Source organism: Streptomyces sp. P17 (assembly GCF_032436805.1).
GTDB lineage: Bacteria > Actinomycetota > Actinomycetes > Streptomycetales > Streptomycetaceae > Streptomyces.
Map to the genome: position 1 here is coordinate 33,638 of NZ_JAVRBF010000018.1, position 26,526 is coordinate 60,163.

The window sequence follows — 26,526 nt, forward strand, 5'->3', positions numbered from 1 at the left end:
ATCCGGCCTTGAAGATCAATGCCCCACGGACATACCGAAAATGCGAGGCATGCGAGGATTGCCGGGGTAAAGGTGAAACCGACCCCACTCGTGGTTACCCAGCTCCCGCCGCTGATCCTCCCGCGCGCCCCCACACGTGCATCCATGCGCCCCAGATGCGGAATCGATGCTCCTCCCCCGCGCGCGCTACAGCCGTAACCCGAGGTGGGTGCGGGAGTTGTGATGTGCGTGGAAGAGACGATCGCGGGCACTGAAGCCGCTCAGATTCCGAAGCAGCGCGGGGAATCGCTGCTGGAGACCGCCGTTCGCTACACCGAGGAGCGTCATTGGGACGTGTTCCCCGGCACCTGGCTGGAAGCCGCCGACGGGGTGCAGCGCTGCTCGTGCGGCGACGCCTCGTGCGATGCGCCGGGGGCGCACCCCGCCCGCGCGGACTGGGGGACGCAGGCGACGGGCAGTGCGACGGTCGCGCGCCGGATGTGGTCGAAGCAGCCGCTGGCCTCCATCCTGCTGCCGACCGGGCGGACCTTCGACGCGATCTCCGTCGCGGAGACGGCCGGGTTTCTCGCGCTGGCCCGCATGGAGCGCATGGAGTTGACGCTCGGCCCCGTGACCTTGACGCCGGATCGCCGGATGCACTTCTTCGTGCTGCCGGGAGCCTCGGTGAAGGTGCCTGAGCTGGTACGCAAGCTCGGCTGGTCGCCGTCCTCGCTCGATCTCACGGCGCTCGGCGAGGGCAGTTACGTGGCCGCGCCGCCCACGCGGTACGGGTCGCGGGGGGCCGTGCAGTGGGCCTGTCGGCCGACGCCTGCCAATCGGTGGCTGCCGGACGCCGAGGAGTTGATCTCACCGCTCGCCTATGCGTGCGGGCGGGACCGATAGCGCTGAACCACGCCTGGTGCGCCGTAGGGTTTCACCCATGACGTCGGCTGTGAGTGTGCGGGGGCTCTGGAAGCGGTTCGGGCAGCAGATCGCCGTCGCCGGGATCGATCTGGAGTTGCCCGCCGGGAAGTTCATCGGTCTTGTCGGGCCCAACGGCGCCGGGAAGACCACCACGCTCTCCATGGCGACCGGGCTGCTGCGGCCCGATCAGGGGTCCGTCGAGGTGGTCGGGCACGACGTGTGGCGCGACCCCGTGGAGGTGAAGGCACGGATCGGGGTGCTGCCGGAGGGGCTACGGCTGTTCGAACGCCTGTCGGGGCGCGAACTGCTCGCCTACTCCGGGCGGTTGCGCGGGCTTCCCGGCGCCGAGGTCGACAAGCGGGCCACGCAGCTCCTCGACGTGCTGGACCTGGCCGGTGCCCAGCACAAGCTCGTCGTCGACTACTCGACCGGCATGCGCAAGAAGATCGGGCTCGCGGCCGCTCTCCTCCACAACCCCGAAGTGCTCTTCCTCGACGAGCCGTTCGAGGGCGTCGACCCGGTCTCCGCGCAGACCATCCGGGGCGTCCTGGAGCGGTACACCGCCTCCGGCGCCACCGTCGTCTTCTCCTCCCACGTCATGGAACTCGTCGAGTCGCTGTGCGACTGGGTGGCCGTCATGGCGGCGGGCCGGATCCGGGCGCACGGCCCGCTCGCCGAGGTACGCGGGGACGCGCCCTCCCTCCAGCGGGCCTTCCTGGAGCTGGTGGGGGCCCAAGGCCGCGACGCCGGTTCCGACCTCGACTGGCTGGGCGGCGGGGCGCGATGAGCGCGCCCACGGTCACGCCGGTTCTGGTACGGCTGAAGCTGTCGCTGCTGCGCAACGGCCTGCGCCAGTCCAGCGGCCGCCGCGCCGCCTACGTCGCATCCGTCGTCGTCACGCTGCTGTTCGCCGCGTTGCAGCTGATCGGTCTGATCGCGCTGCGCGACCACGCCCACGCCGCGTCCGTGGTCATCCTGCTGGTGGCGGTGCTGGCGCTCGGCTGGGCGGTGATGCCGCTGTTCTTCCCCAGCGGCGACGAGACCCTCGACCCGACCCGCCTGGTCATGCTCCCCCTGCGCCCCCGCCCCCTGGTGCGCGCCCTCCTCGCGGCCTCCCTGGTCGGCATCGGCCCCCTGTTCACGCTCTGCCTGCTGGCCGGCTCGGTGATCGCGGTGGCGCACGGCGCCGTGGCCTACGCCGTCGGCGTCGTCGGGGTCGTCCTGGCGCTGCTGGTGTGCGTGGCCCTCGCGCGGGCCGTCGCCGCCGCCAACCTCCGGCTGCTGACCAGCCGGAAGGGACGGGATCTCGCGGTACTGAGCGGTCTGGTCATCGCGGTCGGCGCGCAGGTCGTCAACTTCGGGGCGCAGCGGCTCGGTTCGTCGGGGCTCGGGGAGCTCGACCCGGCGGCGGACGTGCTGCGCTGGCTGCCGCCGGCGTCGGCGATCGGCGCGGTGGACGCGGCGAGCAAGGGTGCGTACGGCGTCGCACTGCTGCAACTCGCCCTGGCGGCCGGGGCACTGGCCGCGCTGATCGCCGTATGGTCGCGGCATCTGACCCGTCTGATGACCGAGCCCGACGGCTCGACGCTGCAGGCGGCCACCGGCACCGCCGTACGGGAATCCACGGGCCTCGGCCGTCTCCTGCCCGCCGGGCGCACCGGCACCGTCATGGAGCGCAGCCTGCGCTACATCTGGCGCGATCCGAAGACCAAGGCGGCCTGGGTGACCTCGCTGGCCATTGGCCTGATCGTGCCGGTGTTCAACGCCTTCCAGGGCACCGGCACGATCTACTTCGCGTGCTTCGCGGCCGGGATGCTCGGGATCCTGATGTACAACCAGTTCGGCCAGGACACCTCGGCGTTCTGGATGGTCGCGATGACGGTCTCCTCACCGCGGGACGCCTACGTCGAGCTCCGCGCGCGTGCCTGCGCGCTGCTGGTGATCACCCTGCCGTACGCGACGCTGGTGACGGTCCTCACGGCGGCCCTGCTGGACGACTGGCCGCGTCTGCCCGAGGCCCTGGGCCTCTCCTTCGCCCTGCTCGGTGCGATGCTGGCGACCGGCGCCTGGACCTCGGCCCGTTTCCCGTACTCCATCCCGCAGGAGGGCTACAAGAACGTGGCTCCCGGCCAGGTGGGCCTGGCCTGGATCTCGATCTTCGGCGGCATGGTAGCGGCGGCCCTGCTCTGCGCCCCGTTCATCGCCCTGACGATCTGGCTGAACGTGTCCGCGAACGGCGAGGACTGGACGTGGCTGCTGCTGCCGGTGGGGGCGGGGTACGGCGCGGGGATCACGGCACTGGGCCTGAGGCTGGCGGCACCGCAGACGGCGGCGAGGCTGCCGGAGATCTTGACGGCGGTGAGCAAGGGCTAGCGGAAGAACAACTCCCCAAGGGGCGCGGGGAACTGCGCGACAAGCCCCCACCGGCCGGCACCCGCGAGACAACCAGCAACCACCCCTCCGAGCGCGCCCCTCAAACCGTCCGCACCGCATCCAGGAACGGCTCGATCGCCCCCCGCCAAGCCTCCGGCTGGTCATAGTGCACGAGGTGCCCCGCCTCGGCCACCTCCGCGTACTCCCCCCTGGGAAGCACCCGCACCATCTCCTGCGCCTCGGCCCGGCCCAGCTCCCCGTCAAGACCGCGGACGACCAGCGCCGGGCACTGGACCTGCGCCAGTTCCTCCCAGTGCGCGTCGTAGACCCAGGTCTCCCGGGACTTCAGCATCTGCTCGGGCTCGAACACCGGCCGCCAGCCGTCCTCGCACTCCTGCATGACCTCGGCGTAGAACTCCCCGCGCGCGGGGTTCGGCCGCTCCACCCAGGGGTCGTCCTCGCCGAACCACTTGCGTACGTCGGCGAGCGTCGCGAAGGGGACGGGCCATGACTTGAACCAGTCGGCCCACTCCCGCTGCGAGGCCGCGCCGAGCGCGGAGGCCCGCATATCGCAGATGATCACGCCCGACACCAGGTCGGGCCGTTTCGCGGCGAGCTGCCAGGCCGTCAGCGCCCCCATCGCATGACCGATCAGGACGGCCGGCGCGAGGCCGAGCTGCTCCAGCGCGGCCTCGGCGTCCTCCACGTAGGCCTCGCGCGTGAACGCGGCCTGCGTCGGCTTGTCGCTGCGACCGTGCCCCCGCTGGTCCAGCGCGACCGCGCGATGCCGCTCGGAGAGCCAGCGGGCCGTGGCCGCCCAGTGCGAGGCGCGGCCCATCAGCCCGTGGAGTAACAGCACGCCGTGCCCCGGCTCGTCCTCGGCGGGGGCCGCTCGGTCGTCCTTGGGTGGGTCGCCGAACTCCCAGGCAGCGAGGCGTACCCCGCCTGTCCCGGTCACGTCGATGCGCCGCGCCATAGGTCCTGGCACCCCCCTAGCTCCGCCTGCCGTGCCTTTGCGTCGATCACGCGAGTGCACGTCCCGTGGGACCCATCACCCGCAGATTATCGAACCTCTATTCGAAAATGCCGTTTCGGCGGGCAACACCCCTCATTCGAGTGACCTCCCTCAAGGATTGACCGCCGCAGCCGAGGGGAGATCTTCAACGGGAGGCGGACCGCTCGGGGAAACCGGTCCGAGGGGAATGACCCTGAGAGCTCGGGGCTCCGGGTCAGAACAGGGGAGGACAGGCCCCGGCGCCGCACAGCGCCGGGGCCCTCCATACGTCTGCGGCGCATCCTCCGCCCCCCTCAGGTCATATGCCCCTCGCGACAGCCTCGCACGCGAAGCGCCGGAGCGCTGCGATTCGGCGGACTGGATCCCGGAAACGACGAGATCGCGTCGGTCGCCTCAACTGCCCCTGCGGTCCCGGGAGTTGCGGTCAGCGCTTGGCGACGAACACATGCGAGGCGACGTCCGCCCCCAGCTCGGCCGCCTCGCCGCCGCTGCCCACCAGCACACCGCCCGGCGACTCGGTCACGCTGACCACCGAGCCGGGCTGCACGCCGGCCCGGCGCAGCGTGTACATCAGCTGCGCGTCCGTCTGGATCGGCTCGCCGATCCGGCGTACGACGACGGTCTTGCCCTCCAGACCCGGGTCCAGCTCGGCCAGCGACACCATGCCCTCGTCGAGGAAGGGGTCGGCGCCGTCCTTCTCGCCGAGCTCCTCAAGACCCGGGATCGGGTTGCCGTAGGGCGACTCGGTGGGGTGCCGGAGCAGCTCCAGCACGCGGCGCTCGACGGCCTCGCTCATCACGTGCTCCCAGCGGCAGGCCTCGGCGTGCACCTGCTCCCACTCCAGGCCGATCACATCGACGAGCAGACACTCGGCGAGACGGTGCTTGCGCATCACGCGTGTGGCCAGGCGGCGGCCCTCGTCCGTCAGCTCCAGATGGCGGTCGGAGGCGACGGACACCAGGCCGTCACGCTCCATCCGCGCCACCGTCTGGCTGACGGTCGGCCCGCTCTGGTCGAGCCGCTCGGCGATCCTGGCACGCATGGGGACCACACCTTCCTCCTCCAGCTCAAGGATGGTGCGGAGATACATCTCCGTGGTGTCGATCAGTCCGGACATACGTGCCCCTTGATGAGATCTGCCGGAAGCGCGACAGCTTCGCGGCGCGTGCGCTGGCCCTGGCTTCAATTCTGACGCATAGCACTGACAACCGTGCCGCGCCGTTGAAACCAGGGGGTTTCGCGCTTGTACACGGTCGTACGAGCCTCCCCCGCGGGCGCGCCCGGCGGGCGCCCCGGACCGCCGTACCGCCGTATTGACACCGCACTGGTCCAGACCGCACGGTGATCCGCGACACAGATCACGACCGTCACCGCACTCTCGCACGGCAAAGGGGCCCCGCGCATGAGCGACCGCAAGCTGGCCGGCCAGTTCTTCGACGCCGCGATCGGGCTGCTCCAGCGGGTCCGCGACGAGGAGGCCGGGAACATCGACGCGGCCGGCGCGCTGCTCGCCGACACGGTCGCCGAGGGCGGCCGGCTGTTCGCGTTCGGGGCCGGGCACTCCTCGCTCGCCGCGCAGGACGTCGTCTACCGCGCGGGCGGGCTCGCGCTGATGAATCTGCTGGCCGTGCCGGGTGTCGTCGGCGTCGACGTGATGCCCGCCACGCTGGGGTCCGCGCTGGAGCGGGTCGACGGGCTCGCCGCCGCGGTACTGGACAGCTCGCCGCTGCGCGCGGGCGACGTGCTGGTGATCGTCTCGCTGTCCGGGCGCAACGCGCTGCCCGTCGAGATGGCCATGAACGCCCGCGCGCTGGGGGTGAAGGTCATCGGCGTGACCTCCGTCGCGTACGCCTCCGAGACGAAGTCGCGGCATGTCTCCGGGACGTATCTGAAGGACCACTGCGATCTCGTGCTCGACTCCAAGATCGCCGTCGGGGACGCCGAGCTGACCCTGGACACCGTTCCGGCGCCGTTCGCCCCCGCGTCCACGGTCGTCACCGCCGCCCTGCTCCAGGCCGTCATGGCCACGGCGGCCGGCGCCCTGGCCGACCGCGGCATCGAGCCGCCGCTGCTGCGCTCGGGCAACGTGGACGGCGGCCATGAGTGGAACGGACGGGTCATGGAGGAGTACGGGGACCGGATCTTCTACCGCCGGTGAACTCCTACTGGGCGCTCGCCAGGTCCAGGGCCGTCGCGATGCGGGCCGCCACGTCCTCCGCGTAGGTGGCGTCGGAGCGCTCGAAGGGGCTTCGGCCGCCTCCGCGCAGGAACGTCACCACGCCCAGGGTCCGGCCCCGGCTCCGCAGCACCGCGCACAGCGCGTGGACCGAGTCGGCCGGCCACTGGCGGGCCTCGGCCCACAGGCGGGCCTGTTCCGGCGGGACCGTGCCGACGCTGGCCCGGACCGAGCCGGCGCGCGCCACGCACTGGAGCGCCGGGTGCCCTTCGGCATAGCGCACGGGCAGGCCCGCGGCGCCGGTGGGCAGGCTGGGGCCCGGGGCGCCGGAGGGGGTGGCGGCGGCTCTGACCAGGCGGACCGCAGCGGACGCGTCCGCGTCGCTCAGGGTGCCGCCCGCGACGCGGTCGATCAGCGCGTGGTCGGCGAATCCGGCGAGCGCGAAGTCGAGGTGGACGGTGGCCGCCTCCGCGGGGTCCTCGCACTCCGCGGCGGCCCGTGCGGCCCGGTGCATCTGGTTGGTACGGAAGCGCAGCAGCGCCGCCTCCTGCTCGCCCTGCTTGGCCTCGGTCACGTCCTGGAAGAGCCAGCCCACACCGAGCGGCACCGGCTCCTCGGCGAGCGGCGAGGCCAGCCGTACGAAGCCGCAGCGCCAGCAGCGCCGCTGGTCGCCGTCGGGGGTGCGCACACTCACCCAGATCTCGGCCGGGGCGGGCGGCGCGCCCTCCGCGAGGACATGGGTCAGCGCGCTCTCCAGTTCCTCGACGCCCTGGGCGAGCAGTTCCCCGAGCGGGCGGCCCAGGACGGACGTACGGCCGATGCCCAACGCGCGTGCGGCGTGCGCGTTGACGACGGCGGGGCGCAGGTCGGCGTCGACGAGTACGACGCCCCAGCTCGCGTCCTCGAAGAGCGCCTCGCTGAGCGCGATGGACCGCTCCAGGTCGATCTGCGCGTGCACTTCGCTGAAGGCGCAGTACACACCGGCGGGCTTGCCGTCGGGGCCGCGCACGGCCGCGGACTGGGTCCGTACGAGGACCCGCCCGCCGTCCTTGGTCAGCAGCGCGAACTCGTGCACCTGCCGGCCCGGGGAGTCCATGGCGGACATCAGCCGCGCCTCGACCTCCTCGGCGTCGGCGCTGCGCACGGCCCAGTCGGCGAAGCCGTGCCGCCCCACCGCCTCGGCGGCGGTCCATCCGAGGATCCGCTCGGCCTCACGGTTCCAGTGGGTCACGACGCCGTCGGCGTCGAAGGCGCACAGCGCCGCGTCCATCCCGTCCAGCAGCGCGGCGAGCAGATCGGAGCCGCCGGTGCCCTCGGGACCGGCCCGCTCGGGTTCGTCCGGCCCCAGCTCGTCGGTGGTCCCACTACGCCGGGAAGCACTCACCTGGACCCCCTGCCAAGCCGCGTCCGCACGCGTACGGTGCGGCGGTTCGCCCACTAACAATCATTCAACTCGAACGTGACGCAACACACACCGGGTTCCCACAAGATTGAAGGAATCGTTGTACGCCGGAGACGTCGTACCACTCAGCGCTCAAGCCGCAGTGTGAGCCACACTTCGGTCTCGTCCTCGGCCGCCACATAGCGCTCCACCTCGACAAACCCCCGCCCCTCGGCGAACCGCAGCCCGTCGGCGTTGGCGGCGAGCACGACCGTCCGGATGCCCTGGGCACCGAGCACGCGCGCGTGCGCGAGGCAGTGCTCGTACAGGGCCGCGCCGAGGCCGCGGTCCCGGTACTCGGGCAGCACACGCGCGATGACGGCCACTGCGTTCCCGCACCTCGTCGGGCGGCACGATCAGGTTGTGGACGTACCGCCACCGCTCCAGCATGCGGTCGCCGTCCACCGGTACGACGCGAAGATCATTCACGTCGGGGATCTCCCCCTGGCGCGTACGGCTCAACCTTGGAAAAAAAGTGGTTGAACCCGCCGCTGTCGCTTCCTAGTGTGTGGGGCACACGAGAAGGGAGGTGGTTCGGCAGATGTACAAGAACCGGACGCGTGAGGTGGCTGCGGGCTAGCGGCCCAGCACCCCACTAGTTGCGGTGCCGGACCAGCACGTGACAGATGCGTGCAGCCGGCCCAATCCCAGGCAGTCACCCGACCCGCGAGCTCGCCGGTACGTCCGGCCGGCTCCCCCGCCGTCAGGCGGAGGAACCGAGCTCGCGGGTCGTCTGCGTTCCGGGCGGCTCTCAGCGGGCGATGTCGCCGTAGCCCTCGATCTCCCTCGGGTCCCGCGACCCCGGACCCACGTAGCGCGCGGACGGCCGCACCAGCCGGCCCGTCCGCTTCTGCTCCAGGATGTGCGCCGACCAGCCGGCGGTACGCGCGCACGTGAACATCGACGTGAACATGTGGGCCGGGACCTCGGCGAAGTCGAGGACGATCGCCGCCCAGAACTCCACGTTGGTGGCCAGCACCCGGTCGGGCCGCCGGGCGTGCAGCTCCGCGAGCGCCGCCTTCTCCAGCGCCTCGGCCACCTCGAAGCGCGGCGCGCCGAGCTCACGCGCCGTACGCCGCAGCACGCGCGCGCGTGGGTCCTCGGCGCGGTACACCCGGTGCCCGAAGCCCATGAGCCGCTCGCCCCTGTCGAGGGCCTGCTTCACATACGCCTCGGCGTCCCCCGTGCGCTCGATCTCCTCGATCATGTAGAGCACGCGCGAGGGCGCGCCCCCGTGCAGCGGCCCGGACATCGCCCCTACGGCGCCGGAGAGCGCGGCGGCCACATCCGCGCCCGTGGACGCGATCACGCGGGCGGTGAAGGTGGAGGCGTTCATGCCGTGCTCGGCGGCGGAGGTCCAGTACGCGTCGACGGCGGCGACATGCTTCGGGTCCGGCTCGCCCCGCCAGCGGATCATGAACCGCTCGACGACGGACTGCGCCTTGTCGATCTCGCGCTGCGGAACCATCGGCAGGCCCTGCCCGCGCGCGGACTGGGCGACGTAGGACAGGGCCATGACGGCGGCCCGGGCGAGGTCGTCGCGGGCCTGCTCGGCACCGATGTCGAGGAGCGGTTTCAGGCCCCACACAGGTGCCAGCATGGCGAGCGCGGACTGGACGTCGACGCGGATGTCGCCGGAGTGCACCGGGATCGGGAACGGCTCGGCGGGCGGCAGACCGGGGTTGAAGGCCCCGTCGACGAGCAGGCCCCAGACGTTGCCGAACGAGACATGTCCGACGAGGTCCTCGATGTCGACGCCCCGGTACCTGAGTGCGCCGCCCTCCTTGTCGGGTTCGGCGATCTCCGTTTCGAACGCGACGACCCCTTCGAGTCCGGGTACGAAGTCGGACATCAGGCGGCTCCCTCGTGATGTGTGCGACAGATGGTGTTGTGGGGGTGATGGTGCGGACCGTGTCTGGTGCGGCAGGGACGGCTGCGCGCCCGGTGGATCCGCGGTCGTGGCTCCGACGGACTCGCGGTCCTGGGCGGTACCCCAGTGATGCCCCGTGCGGTCGGCGGTCACCCAACCGGAACGGCATCAGAACGATATCCCCGAGTGCCACCTTTGGGGAGGGCTTGCGGCACTGAGTGCCACTCAGTGATGAAGGACACCGTGCCGAACGGGCCCCGCGCATACGGCAAGATGACCGCGTGACCGACCGAGACGCCGTACCTCCGGACCCCGCCGCGATGCGCAAGCAGTACCGGGCCGCGGGCCTCGCCGAGAACGAGCTGGCCGCCACGCCCGTGGAGCAGTTCGCGCGCTGGTTCAAGCAGGCCGCGAGCGAGGCTCATCTGTTCGAGCCGAACGCCATGGTCGTCTCCACCGCGGACGCCGACGGCCGGCCCAGCTCCCGCACGGTGCTGCTGAAGCACTTCGACGAGCAGGGCTTCGTCTTCTACACCAACTACGACTCCCGCAAGGCCCGTGACCTGGCGGGGAACCCGTATGTCTCGCTGCTGTTCCCCTGGCACCCGATGGCCCGCCAGGTCATCGTCCAGGGCATCGCCCGGCGCACCGGGCGCGACGAGACGGCCGCCTACTTCCGCACCCGTCCGCACGGCTCCCAGCTCGGCGCCTGGGCCAGCGAGCAGTCCTCGGTCATCCCCACCCGCGCCGACCTGGACGCCTCCTACGCCGAACTGGCCGCCCGCTACCCGGAGGGCGAGCAGGTGCCCGTACCACCGAACTGGGGCGGTTTCCGGGTGGCTCCGCAGACGGTGGAGTTCTGGCAGGGCCGCGAGAACCGGCTGCACGACCGGCTGCGGTATGTGACCCAGCCGGACGGGAGCTGGCGGGTGGAGCGGCTCAGCCCCTGACGTCGAGCGCTACGTCCAGGAGGGAGGCCCACTGCGCCACCACCCGCTCGCGCCGCCCCTTGTCGTCCGTCAGCAGGTTCGCGAGCCCCAGCCCCCGGGCCATGTCCAGCAGCCCCTGCACGGTCTCCCGCACCCCAGGCTCGGACTCGTCGGCGCCGAGCAGGTCCACGGCGATGCGGTGCGTCTCGCGCCCGACGCGGGCCTCCAGTTCCGTGACCCTGGGGCGCAGCTGCTCCTCGTTGGAGGCGGCCACCCACAGGTGCAGGGCGGCGCGGAAGAGGGGCCCTGTGTAGAGGTCGACCAGCGCCGTCACCACCGCCCGCCGGTTCTCCGCCGCGCCTTCCGGGAACAGGGCCCGAAGAGCCGTGGAGCGTTCCTCGGCGACGTACTCGACGGCCGCCGTGAAGAGGTCCTCGCGGGTCGGGAAGTGGTGCTGCGCGGCGCCCCGGGAGACGCCGGCGCGCTCGGCGACGACGGACACCGTGGAGCCCGCCCAGCCGTGTTCGGCGAGACAGGCCACGGCGGCCTCCAGGAGCCGCTGCCGGGTCGCCCGGCTGCGGTCCTGCTTGGGAACGCGGTCGCGTTCCGCCGTGCTCACACCACCCATGGGGGATCCCGTCGCTCCAGGAAGGCCGTCATCCCCTCGCGGGCCTGCGGGGCGGAGAACAGCCGGGCCGAGAGCGCGGTGAGGTCGGCCGCGTCCCGGTCGAATGACTCCAGCACCCTAGCCGTGAGCAGCCGCTTCGTCTCGGCCAGGGCCTCGGGAGCCGAGCGCCTCAGGCCGTCGAGGACGGGCTCCAGTACGGCGTCCACGTCGTCCCCGGCCGCGGTCAGCAGGCCGATACGGGCCGCCTCGGGGGCGTCGAAGCGCTCGCCGGTGAGGTAGTACCGGGCGAGGGCGCGGGGGTCGGTGCGCGGGAGCAGGGGGAGGGAGATGACCGCGGGGGCCACGCCGATCCGGACCTCGGTGAACGCGAAGCTCGCCGGGTGGGCGGCGGCGGCGATGTCACAGGCGGCCAACAGGCCGAGGCCGCCCGCGCGTACATGGCCGGTGACGCGCGCGACGACGGGCCGGGGCAGCTCCACGATCTGCCGCAACAGACCGACCAGCGCGTCCGGGTGGGGCGGGTCGCGCAGGTCGGCGCCGGCGCTGAAGGTGTTGCCGGTGTGGGTCAGGACGACCGCGCGGATGTCCGGGTCCTTGGCGCAGTCGGTCAGCGCGTCGGCGAGTTCGCCGACCAGGGCCGCCGACAGGGCGTTGCGGCTGTCCGGCGAGTCGAGGCTGAGGGTCTCGACGCCACGCGCGCGTGTACGGCCGATCAGGGTCACGCGCGCTCCCTGAGCTCGCGCCGGAGGATCTTCCCGGAGGCGGCCCGGGGCACCCCGTCGATGAAGGCGACCTGGCGGATCCGCTTGTAGGGGGCGACGCGTTCGGCGACGTGCATCATGACCTCTCCTTCGGAGAGGCCGGTGGCCGACGGCTGGCGGACCACATACGCGCGCGGGACCTCGTTGCCGTTGTCGTCGTAGACGCCGATGACGGCGGCGTCGGCGATGCCGGGGTGGGTCAGCAGCAGCGCCTCCAGTTCGGCGGGGGCCACCTGGAAGCCCTTGTACTTGATGAGCTCCTTGACCCGGTCCACGACGAACAGCCAGCCGCCTTCGTCGACATGCCCCACGTCGCCGGTGTGCAGCCAGCCGTCGGGGTCGATCATCGCGGCGGTGGCGTCGGGGCGGCCGAGGTAGCCCTTCATGACCTGCGGACCCCTGATGAGGATCTCGCCGGACTCGCCGACGCCGAGGTCCTTGTCGGGGTCGTCGAGGGAGACGATCCGCATCTCGGTGCCCGCGATGAGCCTGCCGACCGTGCCGGGGGGCGCCTCGCGCATGGCGTCCAGGGGGACGACATGGGTGCCCGGGGACAGTTCCGTCATCCCGTACGCCTGGCCTATCGGCGGCAGGTTCAGGCGCTGGGAGCAGGCCGCGGCGAGCGTGGCGTCCAGGGGGGCGGCGGCGCTGATGACGTGCCTCAGGGACGACAGGTCGTACTGGGCGACGAGCGGGTGCTTGGCGAGGGCGAGGACGATCGGCGGGGCCACGAACAAGTCGGTGATGCGGTGGTTCTGGATGGCCGCGAGGAAGGTCTCCAGGTCGAAGCGGGGCAGGACGACGACGGTGGCGCCGCTCCTGAGGGGGGCGTTCATGAGGGCCGTGAGGCCGTAGATGTGAAAGAAGGGCAGTACGGCGAGGATGCGGTCGCCGGGTTTCGCCGGCATCGACGGTTCGAGCTGGGCGAGGTTGGTGGCGATCTGCCGGTGGGTGAGCATCACGCCCTTGGGGATGCCGGTGGTGCCCGAGGAGTACGGCAGCGCGGCGATGTCCTCGGCGGGGTCGAGGTCGATCTGCGGTTCGGGAGCGGTCGAGCCGAGCATGTCGATGAGGGAGCGGTGCCCGGGGGCGCTGTCGCAGACGAAGATCTCCTCGACGCCGCCCGCGAGTTCGGCGGCCCGCCGGGCGACCTCCAGCAACGGCGAGACGGTGACGATCCAGCGGGCCGCCGAGTCCTTCAGCTGCTTGGCGAACTCGTCCGGCGTGGCGAGCGGGTGCACGGTCGTGACGGAGGCACCCGCGCGCGTGGCGGCGTAGAAGGCGGTCGGGAAGGCGACCGTGTTGGGGCTGTGCAGGGCGAGCACATCGCCCTTGCGGACGCCCGCCTCGGCCAGCGCGGCCGCGATGCGCCGGTGGAACTGGTCCACCTGCGCATATGTGAGGGTCATGCCGTTCGTGCCGTCGATCAGCGCGGGTGTGTCGCCGAACTCGGCGGCCCGGCCCAGCACGGCTTCGTGGATGGGGAGTTCGACGGGCGGGACGTCTGCGTACTCGCTGCGGAACATCGTTCCTCCAAGACGGCCTAGGGGGTGTTTTGAAAGTCCCGCACAGCACCCACGGCGCCCGGCACGCACCCTCGCCGCACCGGCCAAAGACCCAAGTACGTCCAGTACGAGGGCCTTCGTCCGGCACGCCGAGGGCACGCACCGAACACCGCGGGCACCGCACAGGACTTTCAAAACACCCCCTAGTACGACTTGGGCAGGCCCAGGGTCTGGTGGGAGACGTAGTTGAGAATCATCTCCCGGCTCACCGGAGCAATACGAGCCACGCGCGCGGCTGTTATCAACGACGCGAGACCGAATTCGCGCGTGAGGCCGTTCCCGCCGAGCGTGTGCACGGCCTGGTCGACCGCCTTCACACAGGCCTCCCCGGCCGCGTACTTGGCCATGTTCGCGGCCTCGCCCGCGCCGACGTCGTCCCCGGCGTCGTACAGATGAGCCGCCTTCTGCATCATCAGACGGGCCAGTTCCAGATCGATGTGCGCCTGGGCGAGGGGGTGCGCGATGGCCTGGTGGGCGCCGATGGGCGCCTTCCACACGGTCCGTTCACGGGCGTACACAATCGCTTGCGCGAGGGCGTAGCGGCCCATGCCGATCGCGAACGCGGCCGTCATGATGCGCTCCGGGTTGAGGCCCGCGAAGAGCTGGAGGAGCCCCGCGTCCTCATCGCCGACCAGTGCGTCGGCGGGCAGCCGTACGTCGTCCAGAGCCAGCTCGAACTGCTTCTCCGCCGCCTGGAGTTCCATGTCGATCCGGCGCCGCGAGAAGCCTTCCGCGTCGCGCGGGACGATGAACAGGCAGGGCTTGAGGTTACCGGTGCGGGCGTCCTCGGTGCGGCCGACGATGAGGGTCGCGTCCGCGATGTCGACCCCGGAGATGAAGACCTTCCGGCCGGTGAGGAGCCAGTCGGCGCCGTCCCTGCGGGCGGTGGTGGTGATGCGGTGGCTGTTGGAACCGGCGTCGGGTTCGGTGATGCCGAAGGCCATGGTGCGGGTGCCATCCGCCAGCGCGGGCAGCCATTCGCTCTTCTGGGCGTCCGTTCCGAAGCGGGCGATCACTGTGCCGCAGATGGCGGGTGAGACGACCATCATCAGCAGGGGGCAGCCCGCGGCGCCCAGCTCTTCGAGGACGATGGAGAGTTCGGCGATTCCGCCGCCTCCGCCGCCGTGTTCCTCCGGCAGGCTGACGCCGAGGTAGCCGAGTTCGGCGGCCTCCGACCAGAGGGCTTCGCGGTCGTAGTTGCGGCCGTGGCGCTTGCCGAGCGCGGCGACTGCGGATCGTAGGGCCTGGTGTTCTTCGGATTCGAGAGTGGGGTGCATGGGGCTCCTTCCCGGGTGCGGGTCGTGTGTGGTTGCTCGCGCTCACGCGGCGGAGCCGCAGATCGATACAGCCCCGCGCCCCTCAGGCCGGCTGTACGACCGCCAACAGAGCGCCGACCGTCACCTGTTGTCCCGGTTCGGCCAGCAGGGCGGTCAGCGTTCCCGTGACCGGCGCTGTGATCTTGTGCTCCATCTTCATCGCCTCCAGCCAGAGGAGGGGCTCTCCGGCCCGTACGGCGGCTCCTACGGCGAGGCCCTCGGCGACCCTCACCACCGTGCCGGGCATCGGGGCCAGGAGGGAGCCGGGCGCCAGCTGGGCCGTCGGGGCGGGGAAGCGGGGCAGGGATTGGAGGGCCGTGTTGTTGACGTACAGGTCGTCGCCGTACCGGGCCACCGTGAACCTGCACCGCACGCCGTCCACTTCCAGTACGACGAGATCCGCGCCCACGTGCACGACGCGCACGCCCTCCGCCTCCAGGCCCGCCCTCGTGTGCCGGTAGTGGACCTCGTGCTCCTCGCCCGCCATGGCGTAGCGCTTGGTCTGCGGCTGGGAAGGGACGTTGCGCCAAGCGCCGAAGCGGGAGCGGCCGTGGGCGTCCGCGAGGGCGGCGGCCAGGGGGGCGTGCGGGTCGGGGGTGGGCTCGGTCAGTTCGGGGAGGTGACGGTCGTAGAAACCGGTGTCCATCCGGGCCGTGGTGAACTCCTCGTGCCGCAGGGAGCGGACGAGGAGGTCCCGGTTGGTGACCGGGCCATGGATCGTCGCCCTTTCCAGGGCACCCGCGAGCTTGCGGAGCGCACCCGCGCGCGTGGGGGCGTGGGCGATCAGCTTGGCGAGCATCGGGTCGTAATGGATGCCGATCTCGTCGCCGTCGCCGTAGCCGCTGTCCAGCCGGACGCCCTCGGGTACGGCGAGCCGGTGCAGGGTGCCGGTCTGCGGGGCCCAGTCGCGGGCCGGGTCCTCGGCGTAGAGGCGGGCCTCGATCGCGTGGCCACGCGCGCGTGGGGGCTCGCTGTCGAGGGGCTGCCCCTCAGCGATGCTCAGTTGCAGGGCCACCAGGTCGACGCCGAAGACCGCTTCCGTCACGGGGTGTTCGACCTGGAGGCGGGTGTTCATCTCCAGGAAGTGCGCCTTGTCGTCGGCGACGAGGAACTCGACGGTGCCGGCGCCGACGTAGTGCACGGCGCGCGCGGCGCGTACGGCCAGCGTGCGCAACTCCTCCGCGAGCTGTTCCGAGAGCCCGGGCGCCGGTGCCTCCTCGATCACCTTCTGATGGCGGCGCTGGAGGGAGCAGTCGCGCGTGCCCAGCGCCCACACCGTGCCGTGCGCGTCCGCGAGCACCTGCACCTCGACATGCCGGCCGCGCTCCACATAGGGCTCGACGAAGACCTCGCCGTCACCGAAGGCGCCAGCGGCCTCGGCGCGTGCGCCCTCCAGAGCAGGGCCGAGCTCGTCCAGGCGGCGCACGATCCGCATCCCGCGCCCACCGCCGCCCGCGGCCGCCTTCACCAGCACCGGCAGGTCGGACTGCCCGACGTCGCTCAGGGGCGCGAGCCCCATCAGCTCCTTCGCGCGCGTCTTGGACGCCATCGCCTCGATGGCCTCCGGGGCCGGCCCGATCCACACCAGGCCCGCGTCCAGGACGGCACGCGCGAAGTCGGCGTTCTCCGAGAGGAAGCCGTAGCCGGGGTGCACGGCGTCCGCGCCGGCCGCGACGGCGGCCTTCACGATCAGATCACCGCGCAGATACGTCTCGGCGGGCGTCGCCCCCGGCAGCCGTACCGCGGCGTCGGCCACGCGCGCGTGGAGGGCGTTCTCGTCGGCGTCCGAGTGCACGGCGACCGTCCGGATTCCCAACTCACCGCACGTGCGGAAGACACGGCAGGCGATCTCGCCCCGGTTCGCCACCAGAACAGAAGTAATCATTCGTCTCACATCCGGAAGACGCCGAAGCCACCGCGCGCGCCCTCGTAGGGCGCCGTGTGGATGGCGGACAGGCACAGGCCGAGGACGGTGCGGGTGTCGCGCGGGTCGATGACGCCGTCGTCGTACAGCCGCCCGGACAGGAACATCGGCAGCGACTCGGACTCGATCTGCTGCTCCACCATGGCCCGCAGCGCCGCGTCCGCCTCCTCGTCGTACGGCTGCCCCTTGGCGGCCGCCGACTGCCGGGCGACGATCGACAGGACGCCCGCGAGCTGTTGGGGCCCCATGACGGCCGACTTGGCGCTGGGCCAGGCGAACAGGAAGCGCGGATCGTAGGCCCGCCCGCACATGCCGTAGTGCCCGGCGCCGTAGGAGGCGCCCATGAGGACGGACAGGTGGGGCACGCGCGAGTTGCTCACCGCGTTGATCATCATCGCGCCGTGCTTGATGATCCCGCCCTGCTCGTACTCCTTGCCGACCATGTAGCCGGTGGTGTTGTGCAGGAAGAGGAGGGGGATGTCCCGCTGGTTCGCCAGCTGGATGAACTGGGCGGCCTTCTGCGACTCCTCGCTGAAGAGCACGCCCTGGGCGTTGGCGAGGATGCCGACCGGGTAACCGTGCAGACGCGCCCACCCCGTGACCAGGCTGCCGCCGTACAGCGGCTTGAACTCGTCGAGGTCGGAGGCATCGACGATCCGGGCGATGACCTCACGCGGGTCGAAGGGCGTGCGCAGATCGCCCGGGACGATGCCGAGCAGCTCCTCGACGTCGTACTTGGGAGGCTCGGCGGGCCCCGGATCCTCGTACGCCTTGCGATGGTTGAGACGCGCGACGACCCGCCGCGCCTGTCGCAGCGCGTCCCGCTCGTCCACGGCGAAGTAGTCCGCGAGGCCCGACACGCGCGCGTGCATCTCCGCGCCGCCCAGCGACTCGTCGTCGCTCTCCTCACCCGTGGCCATCTTGACCAGGGGAGGCCCGCCGAGGAAGACCTTGGCGCGCTCCTTGACCATGATCACGTGGTCGGACATGCCGGGGATGTAGGCCCCGCCGGCGGTGGAGTTCCCGAAGACGACGGCGACGGTGGGAATCCCGGCAGCGGACAGCCGGGTGATATCCCGGAAGATGGCGCCGCCGGGAATGAAGATCTCTTTCTGGGAGGGCAGATCGGCGCCACCGGACTCGACGAGGCTGATGCAGGGGAGCCGGTTCGCGAGCGCGATGTCATTGGCGCGCAGGGCCTTCTTCAGGGACCAGGGATTGCTGGCGCCCCCGCGCACCGTCGGATCATTGGCGGTGATCAGACACTCCACACCCTCCACCACCCCGATACCGGTGACGAGCGAGGCACCGACGGCGTAATCGCTCCCCCAGGCGGCCAGCGGGGACAGCTCAAGGAACGGTGTGTCCGGGTCGAGGAGCAACTCGATGCGCTCCCGCGCGAGGAGCTTGCCGCGCCCCCGGTGCCGCTGGACGTACTTCTCTCCACCGCCCGCGAGCGCCTTGGCGTGCTCGGCGTCGAGATCGGAGAGCTTGGCGAGCATGGTCTCGCGGTTGGCCCGGTAGTCGGCGCCATCGGGGTCAAGAGCTGAGCTGAGAACCGTCACAGGAGGGCCTCCGGGATGTCCAGGTGGCGGGAGCGCAGCCACTCGCCGAGCGCCTTGGCCTGCGGATCGAAACGGTGCTGGGCGGCGACACCGGCGCCGAGGATGCCTTCGACGACGAAGTTGAGGGCGCGCAGGTTGGGAAGGGCATGCCGGTGGACGGCCAACCCGGCGGTCTCCGGCAGGAGCTCGCGGAAGAGATCGACGGTCAGGGTGTGGGCCAGCCACCTCCACGCGTCGTCCGTGCGCGCCCACACCCCCACGTTGGCGTTCCCGCCCTTGTCCCCACTGCGGGCGCCGGCGACGAGCCCGAGCGGGACGCGAACGGTGGGCCCGGCCGGCAGCGGCTCGGGAAGCGAAGGCTCCGCCGGGCCTTCGAGTACGAGGGTGTCCTGGGGCGGCGCCACAGGGACCCGTCGGCCGTCATGGAGGACGGCCACATGTGCGGCGGCGCCATGGGGGACGTACACATCCTCGAAGACCCCAAAGGGGGCGCCCTTCCCCGGTGGGGCGAGCACATGGAACCCGGGATAACTGGCGAGGGCGAGCTCGATGGCGGCCCCGCTCAGGGCCCGTCCGACGGTGGCCTGAGCGGGGTCCCGGACGACGAGCCGGAGCAGGGCGCTGGCCGTCTCCTCGGTCGGAGCGTCGGCCCGGTCGGTACGGACGAGTTCCCACCGCACCTCGGCGGGCGGCGACTTGGCCAGCGCGTCGGTCATCTGCGCACGCACCAGCTCGGCCTTGGCCTCGATGTCGAGCCCGGTGAGCACGAAGACGACTTCGTTCCGGAACCCCCCGAGCCGGTTGACACCGACCTTGAGGGAAGGGGGCGGGGCTTCGCCGCGCACGCCGTGGATCCGGACGCGATCGGGCCCGGTGCTGGTCAGTTGGACGGTGTCCAGGCGGGCGGTGACATCGGGCCCGGCGTACCGGGCGCCGGAGGTCTCGTAGAGCAGCTGGGCGGTGACGGTACCGACGTCGACGAAGCCGCCCGTACCGGGGTGCTTGGTGATGACGGCGGTGCCGTCCTCGTGGAGCTCGGCGAGCGGAAAGCCGGGCCGTCGGACGTCCCCGCCCTGGAAGAACGCGTAGTTGCCGCCGGTGGCCTGGGCCCCGCACTCCAGGACGTGCCCGGCGACGACGGCGCCGGCGAGCCGCTCGTAGTCCGTCGGCTGCCATCCGAAGTGGGCGGCGGCGGGCCCGGTGACCAGGGCGGCGTCGGTGACCCGCCCGGTGACGACGACATCGGCGCCTTCCCGCAGACAGGCGGCGATCCCGAACCCCCCGAGGTAGGCATGGGCGGCGAGGCTGCCGGGGTGGGCGGCGGTGAGGTCGTCGCCCTCGACGTGGGCGACACGCACCGGGATACCGAGCCGGTCGGCCAACTCCCGTACGGCGGCGGCGAGTCCGGCGGGGTTGAGTCCGCCGGCGTTGGCGACGACACGAACGCCCCGCTCATGGGCGAGCCCGAGGCACTCCTCCAGTTGCCGCAGGAAGGTACGCGCGTACCCGGCGCCGGGGTCCTTGAGCCGGTCGCGCCCCAGGATCAGCATGGTCAGCTCGGCGAGGTAGTCGCCGGTGAGGACGTCGAGTTCACCGCCGGTGAGCATCTCGCGCATGGCGTCGAAACGGTCGCCGTAGAACCCGGAGGCGTTGCCGATACGGAGGGTCACGTGGCGGCCCCCTTGGGCGCGCGCCCACTGCCGGGCGGGCCCGCGAAGGCCTGCGCGATGTCGAGCCAACGGTCGGCGTCCTCGCCTTCGGCGCTTATGGCGAGGTCGGCACGGTGGGCCCGGCGGGTGACGAGAAGGCAGAAGTCGAGGGCGGGCCCGGTGACGCGCTGGGGGGCGTCTTCGGGGCCGTAGGCCCATGTCTCGCCGCCCGGCCCGACGAGCTCGACGCGGAACTCGCCGACGGGCGGGGTGAGTCCGCGCACTCCGAAGGCGTAGTCGCGGGCACGCACCCCGATCCGGGCCACATGCCGGAGCCGCGCGGTAGGTGGGCGCACCACACCCAGGGCATCCGCGACGTCCTGACCGTGGGCCCAGGTCTCCATAAGACGGGCGGTGGCCATGGAGGCGGCGGACATGGGTGGGCCGTACCAGGGAAAGCGGGCACCTGAGGGGGCGGCACGCAGAGCGTCGGCAAGTGCCTTACGTCCGGTGCGCCACGTGGCGAGGATCTCGGCGGGCGGCTTCTGGACCCCCTCCTCCGCACCCTCGTCCACGAAGCTCTCCGGGGAGGCGAACGCCTTCTCGACCTCCCGGCCGAAGGCATCGGCATCGGTGACGGCGAGCAGGGCGGCGTGATCGGTCCAGGCGAGGTGGGCGATCTGGTGGGCGATGGTCCAGTGCGGGGCGGGGGTGGCGAGGGCCCACTGGTCCGGACTCAACTCGGCTACCAGCCGGTCGAGTTCATCGCTTTCGGCACGCAGGTCGTCGAACACGGGCGTCGGGTCGGCCATGGGGTGGAGCATGGCAGGGGCCCCAGAAACAAGCAAGCGTGCTTGCATGGATTTGTTTTCCACAACTCCGGTATCCGTGTGCGCTGCTGTGGCTACTCTCGGTGAGGGGAGGTGGGTCGCCGTGAACATCCGGAAACTTGATCCGAGTGCGTCGCCGCTGGACTACTACGGGTATGAGCTGCGGCGCGCACGGGAGGCGGCGGGGCTGACGCTGGCGCAGCTCGGGTCGATCGTGTTCTGTACGGGGTCGTTGATCGGGCAGATCGAGACGGCGCTGAAGGTTCCGCAACGGGAGTTCTCGGAGCGGGTGGATGCGGCGTTGGGGACGGACGGGACGTTCTCCAGGCTGGTGGGGCTGGTTTTGCGGAGCCAGTTGCCGGGGTGGTTTCAGCCGTATGCGGACTTGGAAGCGAAGGCGACGTTCATCTCGTCGTTCCAGGCGCAGTTGGTGGATGGCCTTCTCCAGACGAAGGCGTACGCCCGCGCAGTGCTCGGTGCGCGAGACGAAGGCGATCTCGACGGCAAGGTGGCGGCGCGGCTGGACCGCCAACGGATCCTGGAGCGCGAACAACCGCCCGTGATGTGGGTGGTGTTGAGCGAGGCGGTACTGCACCAGGAGATCGGCGGCCGGGAGGTTATGCGCGAGCAATTGGCGCACCTGCTGTCCCTGCAGAAGCGCCGGTGGCTGGAGATCCAGGTGCTGCCGTTCGGAGCCGGAGCACACGCGGGGCTGATGGGTTCGTTCAACCTGCTTCGCTTCGACAAAGACCCCGACATCGTCTACACCGAGGACTTCGTCCAGGGGCACATGACGGCCAATCCGGAAGCGGTCAAGGAGGGTTCGGTCCGTTACGATCATCTGCAGGCGGCCGCCCTCTCCGTGGACGACTCGGCGGCCCTGATCGCCCGCGTGATGGAGGAACGGTATGGAATCGAACCTGAACCTGACGGGCGCGACCTGGCGTAAGTCTTCTTACAGCGGCGACACAGGGGGGCAGTGCGTCGAGTGCGCGCCCCTCGGAACGGCGACCTGGCGTAGGTCCTCGTACAGCGGAGGCACGGGCGGCGAGTGCATCGAGGTCGCCGACCTCACCCCCCACATAGTTGTCCGCGACTCCAAGAACCCCGCCCACGGAACACTCACCGTCACCCCGGACACCTTCGCCACCTTCGTAACGGCAACCGCCGCCGGTGCCTTCGGCTGACGTCACTCCGCGCGTACCGCCTCGGCAGCGGCGCGGTAGATACCGCTGGCGGTGGTCAGGTGACCGCGTGCCTCGTCGGGGGTGGTCGAGACGTGGGCGAGGTATTCGGCGCGGTGGTACGTCTTCGCCGTTTCCGGGTGGCGCTCGATCTCGATCAAGGCGGCCCAGTGATCGAGGTAGGCGTGGACGGGCTTCAGCGAACCGTGCTGCACAGCCGTCGCCAAGGCTTGATCCTTGGCCTGGTCGTACACAGTCAGCAGCCGAGGGGCGACAACCGCACAGGCGGCATGCAAGGCACCCGGCGTGCGCTCCGGGCGCGGGATCAGCGGCCAGTCGCCCTCTGCTGTTCCCTTCACAGGCACGCCTCCGACTCCAGCCCCACCCCGACTCATCCCGCCCCGCAACCGTCAGGACGCCGCACCCGGCGCTTTGGCCCTCCCCCGCCCCACCTGCGTCCGGACCGCGCCCATGCTCGCGGCGATGACCAGCGCGATGGCAACCGACTCCATGGCCGACAGGGCCTGGTTCAGCACCAGGAAGCCCGCCGTCGCCGCGATCGCCGGTTCCAGGCTCATGAGGATCGCAAACGTGGAGGCGGGCAGACGCCGTAGGGCCAGGAGTTCGAGGGTGTACGGGAGTACCGAGGAGAGGATCGCCACCGCCGCGCCCAGGGCGATCGTCACGGGGTCGAGGAGCTTTCCGCCCGACTCCAGCACGCCCAGCGGCAGGAACAGCACCGCCGCCACCACCATCGCCAGCGCCAGCCCGTCCGCCTGCGGGAACCGTCGGCCCGTACGCGCGCTGAAGACGATGTACGCCGCCCACATCGCGCCGGCGCCCAGGGCGAAGGCCACGCCCGCGGGGTCCAGGCTGCTGAAGCCTCCGCCGCCGAGGAGGAAGACGCCGGCGAGGGCCAGTCCGGCCCAGACGAAGTTGATCGCCCGCCTGGATGCGACCACCGACAGTGCCAGCGGGCCCAGCACCTCCAACGTCACCGCGGGGCCCAGCGGGATGCGGGCCACCGCCTGGTAGAAGAGGCCGTTCATCGCGGCCATGGTGATGCCGAACACGACCACTGTTCCCCAGTCCGTGCGGGAGTGGCCACGCAGCCGTGGGCGGCACACCAGCAGCAGAACCAGCGCCGCCACCGCCAGCCGCAGTGTCACCACGCCCAGCGCGCCCGCCCTCGGCATCAGGCTCACCGCGAGGGCACCGCCGAACTGCACCGAGATCCCGCCGGCGAAGACCAGCCCGACCGGACCGAGGGAGCCCCAGCGGCGCGGCGCACCGACCGGGAGGGAAGCGGTGGAGGAGGCAGCGGCGGCGGTCGGCGCGGGCGAGGTCACGGGCGGTCCTGAGGGCTCGGAGATCGTTCATCGTGATGTACTGCTGAGTCCAGGGTAGTGGACTCTGTCAGGTGTGTGAACCCAATTCGGAGCTGTCCCATGAAGTGAGAAAGCGATCCGGCAGCGCGCCGCGCGGCATCACCCGGAACGGCCCAGCCCTTCCGCCAGCACCTCCGCCAGATGCCGCCCCCGCACGCCCGCCAGCTGCTCCAGCTGCGTCCGGCAGGAGAAGCCGTCCGCCAGGATCAACGCCCCCTCCGGAGCCTGCCGTACGGACGGAAGCAGTTGCTCCTCCGCGCATGCCGCCGACACCTCGAAGTGGCCCTTCTCGAAGCCGAAGTTCCCGGCGAGCCCGCAGCAGCCGCCGCTCAGTCCGCCGGAGAGCAGTGCGGCTTCCCGCAGGCGGCGGTCGGCCGCGTCGCCGAGGACCGCGTGCTGGTGGCAGTGGGTCTGGCCGGTGACCGGGCGGTCCACGCGCGGTGGCGTCCAGTCCGGGGCCAGGCGCTCCAGGGCCTCCGCGAAGGTCAGGACCCGGGCCGCCAGGCGAGCCGCGCGCGGGTCGTCGTGCAGCAGCTCCGGCAGGTCCGCCCGCAGGGCCGCCGCGCAGCTCGGTTCCAGGACCACGAGGGGCACCTCGGCCGCCAGTACCGGTTCCAGCAGGTCCAGTGTCCTGCGCAGTACCGCTCGGGCCCGGTCCAACTGGCCCGTCGAGATGTACGTCAGGCCGCAGCACACCCTCCCCCGACGCCCCGCGCCCAGCAGCGAGAGAGCCCCTCTCGTACGGCCGTCCCCCACCGGCCGCCCCCGCATCCGCAAGGTCGGCGGCAGCGCCACCCGCAGACCCGCCGCCTCCAGCACCCGTACCGCCGCCCGCCCGACGGAAGGCGAGAGGTGCTCGGTGAAGGTGTCCGGCCACAGGACGACCAGGCGGCCGTCGGCAGCGGCGGGGCCGCCCTTACGTCGCCACCATCCGCTGAATGTCTCCGTGGCGACCCGAGGAATCCCCCGCTCGGCCGCCACCCCGCCGAGTCGCTTGCCCAGCGACGCCAACACCCCCACGGACGCGAGGGAGTTCACCACGGGAGCCAGCCGCCATCGCGCCACCCATCGCAGCCACACCGGCAGCCACCCCATCGTGTAGTGGGCCGCCGGGCGCCGCCGCCCCGCGTAATGGTGGTGCAGGAACTCCGCCTTGTACGTGGCCATGTCCACCCCGACCGGGCAGTCGGAGCGGCAGCCCTTGCAGGACAGGCACAGGTCGAGCGCGTCGCGGACCTCCGTCGAGCGCCAGCCGTCGGTCACGACCTCGCCCGCGAGCATCTCGTGCAGCAGCCGGGCACGCCCGCGCGTGGAGTGCTCCTCCTCGCCCGTCGCGCGGAAGGAGGGGCACATGACGGCGGGGCCGGTCGCCGAGGTCGTACGGCATTTGGCGACGCCGACACAGCGGCGTACGGCGGCGGAGAAGTCACCGGCGTCGGACGGGTAGCCGAAGGCCACGTCGACCGGTTCGCGGGGCAGGACGGAGAAGCGGAGGCCGGTATCGAGAGGGGACGGGCGGACGAGCATGCCGGGGTTCAGCGACCAGTCCGGGTCCCATACCGCCTTCGCCCGCTCGAACAGGCCGACCAGCTCCGGGCCGTACATCTTCGGCAGCAGTTCGGCCCGCGCCTGTCCGTCCCCGTGCTCCCCGGACAGCGAACCGCCGTGGGCCACCACCAGTTCGGCGAGCTCCTCCGAGAAGCGCCGGAAGCGGCCGATGCCCGCCTCGGTGAGCAGGTCGAAGTCGATACGGACGTGGATACAGCCGTCCCCGAAGTGGCCGTACGGCGTTCCGCGCAGCCCGTGCGCGGTCAGCAGGGCGCGGAAGTCCCGCAGGTAGGCGCCGAGGCGGGCGGGCGGGACCGCGCAGTCCTCCCAGCCCGGCCAGGCCTCGCTGCCGTCCGGCATGCGGGTCGCCGTACCGCTGGCGTCCTCGCGGATGCGCCACAGGGCCCGCTGCCCGGCCGGATCCGTGACGACCAGGGAGTCCACGACATCGGCGGCGCGCACGATCGTCTCCGCACGCGCGCGTGCCTCCTCGGGCGACTCCCCGCCCGTCTCCACGAACAGCCACGCACCGCCCCTGGGCAGCGCGACCGCCGAGGGCACCAGGTCGGCTGCCATGCCCTCCACCGTCAAAGGGCCGTACGGCAACAGCCCCGCCGCGGCCTCGGCGGCCGTGCCCTCGTGCGCGTACCCCAGTACCGCGAGGGCACGCGCGCGTGGCGCCGCCACGAGTGCGACGACCGCCTCGGTCAGCACGCCGAGCGTGCCCTCGGAACCGCAGAAGGAACGGGCCACGTCCGCGCCCTTCTCCGGCAGCAGCGCGTCCAGCGCGTAACCGGAGATACGGCGGGGCAGCTCCGGAAACCCGGTCCGCAGCAGGGCCAGTTCCCCCTCCACCAGCCCCCGCAGCCCCTCCGGCGCCCCCGCCCAGCCCCGGCCGAGCCTCAGCCGCTGCCCGCGCGCGGTGACGACGGCCAGCTCGCGAACGCTGTCCGCGGTGGTCCCCCACGCCACCGAGTGCGAGCCGCAGGAGTTGTTCCCGATCATCCCGCCGAGCGTGCAGCGGCTGTGGGTGGAGGGGTCGGGCCCGAAGCGCAGTCCGTGCGGCGCTGCGGCGTCCTGGAGCCGGTCGAGGACGAGTCCGGGCTGGACGACGGCGGTACGGCTCCCGGGGTCGAGGGACACGAGACGGTTCATGTGCCGGGTGAAGTCCAGCACGACCCCGGTGCCGGTGGCCTGCCCGGCGATGGAGGTGCCCCCGCCGCGCGGCACGACCGGCACGCCGTGCCTGCGGCACACCTCCAGTACGGCCGCCACGTCGTCGGCGTCGCGCGGGGCGACCACGCCGAGCGGGACACGCCGGTAGTTGGAGGCGTCCATGGTCACCAGCGCCCGGGACGTGACGTCGAAACCCACCTCGCCCCGGACGGCCTTGCGCAGCTCGACCGCCAGATCCTTCATGCGTCCACTCAACCAGCCCCACGTCTCAGCCGACGGACTGCA

23 protein-coding genes are annotated in these 26,526 nt (G+C 71.7%); 7 read left to right on the forward strand and 16 right to left on the reverse strand.

Annotated features, from left to right (window positions below):
* Positions 1-219 precede the first annotated feature (219 nt).
* The 3 genes from RMT89_RS14090 to RMT89_RS14100 are packed head-to-tail and all read left to right on the forward strand — an operon-like array spanning position 220 to position 3,276.
* Positions 220-882 carry a bifunctional DNA primase/polymerase gene (locus RMT89_RS14090; protein WP_315884078.1) on the forward strand — a complete coding sequence of 221 codons (663 nt, stop codon included), beginning with the start codon at positions 220-222 and terminating at the stop codon, positions 880-882.
* A 37-nt stretch (positions 883-919) separates the two neighbouring features.
* Positions 920-1,690, forward strand: a complete 771-nt coding sequence (locus RMT89_RS14095; protein ID WP_315884079.1) for an ABC transporter ATP-binding protein — start codon at positions 920-922, stop codon at positions 1,688-1,690.
* Positions 1,687-3,276, forward strand: a complete 1,590-nt coding sequence (locus tag RMT89_RS14100; protein ID WP_315884080.1) for a transporter — start codon at positions 1,687-1,689, stop codon at positions 3,274-3,276. Before RMT89_RS14095 ends, RMT89_RS14100 begins: the two co-directional genes overlap by 4 nt.
* 100 nt (positions 3,277-3,376) lie before the next feature.
* On the opposite strand, the gene RMT89_RS14105 is transcribed toward RMT89_RS14100, so the two are convergent.
* Together RMT89_RS14105 and RMT89_RS14110 are read right to left on the reverse strand one after the other, a co-directional pair.
* Positions 3,377-4,252, reverse strand: a complete 876-nt coding sequence (locus RMT89_RS14105) for an alpha/beta hydrolase (protein WP_315884081.1) — start codon at positions 4,250-4,252, stop codon at positions 3,377-3,379.
* A gap of 463 nt (positions 4,253-4,715) precedes the next feature.
* Positions 4,716-5,408, reverse strand: coding sequence for a metal-dependent transcriptional regulator (locus RMT89_RS14110; protein WP_315884082.1), 693 nt, complete (start codon positions 5,406-5,408; stop codon positions 4,716-4,718).
* A 285-nt stretch (positions 5,409-5,693) separates the two neighbouring features.
* Here RMT89_RS14110 and RMT89_RS14115 point away from each other — a divergent pair, with 285 nt between their 5' ends.
* Positions 5,694-6,449: an SIS domain-containing protein gene (locus RMT89_RS14115; RefSeq protein ID WP_315884083.1), complete on the forward strand. Its 756-nt coding sequence runs from the start codon at positions 5,694-5,696 to the stop codon at positions 6,447-6,449.
* A 4-nt stretch (positions 6,450-6,453) separates the two neighbouring features.
* On the opposite strand, the gene RMT89_RS14120 is transcribed toward RMT89_RS14115, so the two are convergent.
* The 3 genes from RMT89_RS14120 to RMT89_RS14130 all read right to left on the reverse strand — a co-directional run bounded on the left by RMT89_RS14120 (position 6,454) and on the right by RMT89_RS14130 (position 9,760).
* The gene (locus RMT89_RS14120; RefSeq protein ID WP_315884084.1) at positions 6,454-7,851 is read right to left on the reverse strand and encodes a PAS domain-containing protein; all 1,398 of its coding nucleotides are present in this window, start codon (positions 7,849-7,851) and stop codon (positions 6,454-6,456) included.
* A 143-nt stretch (positions 7,852-7,994) separates the two neighbouring features.
* Positions 7,995-8,234, reverse strand: a complete 240-nt coding sequence (locus tag RMT89_RS14125; protein ID WP_399498108.1) for a GNAT family N-acetyltransferase — start codon at positions 8,232-8,234, stop codon at positions 7,995-7,997.
* A gap of 425 nt (positions 8,235-8,659) precedes the next feature.
* Positions 8,660-9,760: a citrate synthase 2 gene (locus RMT89_RS14130; protein ID WP_315884085.1), complete on the reverse strand. Its 1,101-nt coding sequence runs from the start codon at positions 9,758-9,760 to the stop codon at positions 8,660-8,662.
* Positions 9,761-10,059: 299 nt separating this feature from the next.
* Here RMT89_RS14130 and pdxH point away from each other — a divergent pair, with 299 nt between their 5' ends.
* Positions 10,060-10,728 carry a pyridoxamine 5'-phosphate oxidase gene (pdxH, locus tag RMT89_RS14135; protein ID WP_315884086.1) on the forward strand — a complete coding sequence of 223 codons (669 nt, stop codon included), beginning with the start codon at positions 10,060-10,062 and terminating at the stop codon, positions 10,726-10,728.
* On the opposite strand, the gene RMT89_RS14140 is transcribed toward pdxH, so the two are convergent.
* The 8 genes from RMT89_RS14140 to RMT89_RS14175 all read right to left on the reverse strand — a co-directional run bounded on the left by RMT89_RS14140 (position 10,718) and on the right by RMT89_RS14175 (position 20,927).
* On the reverse strand, positions 10,718-11,335 hold the full coding sequence (locus RMT89_RS14140; RefSeq protein ID WP_315884087.1) for a TetR/AcrR family transcriptional regulator: 618 nt from the start codon (positions 11,333-11,335) through the stop codon (positions 10,718-10,720). The two genes, pdxH and RMT89_RS14140, sit on opposite strands and share 11 nt — an antisense overlap.
* Positions 11,323-12,057 carry an enoyl-CoA hydratase family protein gene (locus RMT89_RS14145; RefSeq protein ID WP_315884088.1) on the reverse strand — a complete coding sequence of 245 codons (735 nt, stop codon included), beginning with the start codon at positions 12,055-12,057 and terminating at the stop codon, positions 11,323-11,325. The genes RMT89_RS14140 and RMT89_RS14145 overlap by 13 nt, the downstream gene beginning before the upstream one ends.
* The gene (locus RMT89_RS14150; RefSeq protein ID WP_315884089.1) at positions 12,054-13,622 is read right to left on the reverse strand and encodes a 4-coumarate--CoA ligase family protein; all 1,569 of its coding nucleotides are present in this window, start codon (positions 13,620-13,622) and stop codon (positions 12,054-12,056) included. The genes RMT89_RS14145 and RMT89_RS14150 overlap by 4 nt, the downstream gene beginning before the upstream one ends.
* Positions 13,623-13,804: 182 nt before the next feature.
* The gene (locus RMT89_RS14155) at positions 13,805-14,938 is read right to left on the reverse strand and encodes an acyl-CoA dehydrogenase family protein (RefSeq protein WP_315884090.1); all 1,134 of its coding nucleotides are present in this window, start codon (positions 14,936-14,938) and stop codon (positions 13,805-13,807) included.
* 82 nt (positions 14,939-15,020) lie between these two features.
* Positions 15,021-16,862 carry a biotin carboxylase N-terminal domain-containing protein gene (locus RMT89_RS14160; RefSeq protein ID WP_315884091.1) on the reverse strand — a complete coding sequence of 614 codons (1,842 nt, stop codon included), beginning with the start codon at positions 16,860-16,862 and terminating at the stop codon, positions 15,021-15,023.
* Positions 16,863-16,867: 5 nt separating this feature from the next.
* Entirely contained in the window at positions 16,868-18,466 is a 1,599-nt protein-coding gene (locus RMT89_RS14165; protein WP_315884092.1) for a carboxyl transferase domain-containing protein, read from the reverse strand.
* Positions 18,463-20,136, reverse strand: coding sequence for an acyclic terpene utilization AtuA family protein (locus tag RMT89_RS14170; protein ID WP_315884093.1), 1,674 nt, complete (start codon positions 20,134-20,136; stop codon positions 18,463-18,465). The genes RMT89_RS14165 and RMT89_RS14170 overlap by 4 nt, the downstream gene beginning before the upstream one ends.
* On the reverse strand, positions 20,133-20,927 hold the full coding sequence (locus tag RMT89_RS14175) for a TIGR03084 family metal-binding protein (protein WP_315884094.1): 795 nt from the start codon (positions 20,925-20,927) through the stop codon (positions 20,133-20,135). The genes RMT89_RS14170 and RMT89_RS14175 overlap by 4 nt, the downstream gene beginning before the upstream one ends.
* A gap of 121 nt (positions 20,928-21,048) precedes the next feature.
* On the opposite strand from RMT89_RS14175, the gene RMT89_RS14180 reads away from it, so the two are divergent.
* Both RMT89_RS14180 and RMT89_RS14185 read left to right on the forward strand, forming a co-directional pair.
* Positions 21,049-21,894 (forward strand): helix-turn-helix transcriptional regulator, encoded by an 846-nt coding sequence (locus RMT89_RS14180; protein WP_315884095.1) that lies wholly within the window; start codon positions 21,049-21,051, stop codon positions 21,892-21,894.
* The gene (locus tag RMT89_RS14185) at positions 21,854-22,132 is read left to right on the forward strand and encodes a DUF397 domain-containing protein (protein WP_315884096.1); all 279 of its coding nucleotides are present in this window, start codon (positions 21,854-21,856) and stop codon (positions 22,130-22,132) included. Before RMT89_RS14180 ends, RMT89_RS14185 begins: the two co-directional genes overlap by 41 nt.
* 2 nt (positions 22,133-22,134) lie before the next feature.
* On the opposite strand, the gene RMT89_RS45945 is transcribed toward RMT89_RS14185, so the two are convergent.
* The 3 genes from RMT89_RS45945 to RMT89_RS14200 form a co-directional block, all read right to left on the reverse strand.
* A complete protein-coding gene (locus RMT89_RS45945) occupies positions 22,135-22,524 on the reverse strand; it encodes a DUF6247 family protein (RefSeq protein WP_399498114.1) in 390 nt (129 codons plus the stop codon).
* Between the two features lie 15 nt (positions 22,525-22,539).
* The gene (locus RMT89_RS14195; protein WP_315884098.1) at positions 22,540-23,478 is read right to left on the reverse strand and encodes an EamA family transporter; all 939 of its coding nucleotides are present in this window, start codon (positions 23,476-23,478) and stop codon (positions 22,540-22,542) included.
* Between the two features lie 138 nt (positions 23,479-23,616).
* Positions 23,617-26,484, reverse strand: coding sequence for an FAD-binding and (Fe-S)-binding domain-containing protein (locus tag RMT89_RS14200; protein WP_315884099.1), 2,868 nt, complete (start codon positions 26,482-26,484; stop codon positions 23,617-23,619).
* Positions 26,485-26,526: the final 42 nt, after the last annotated feature.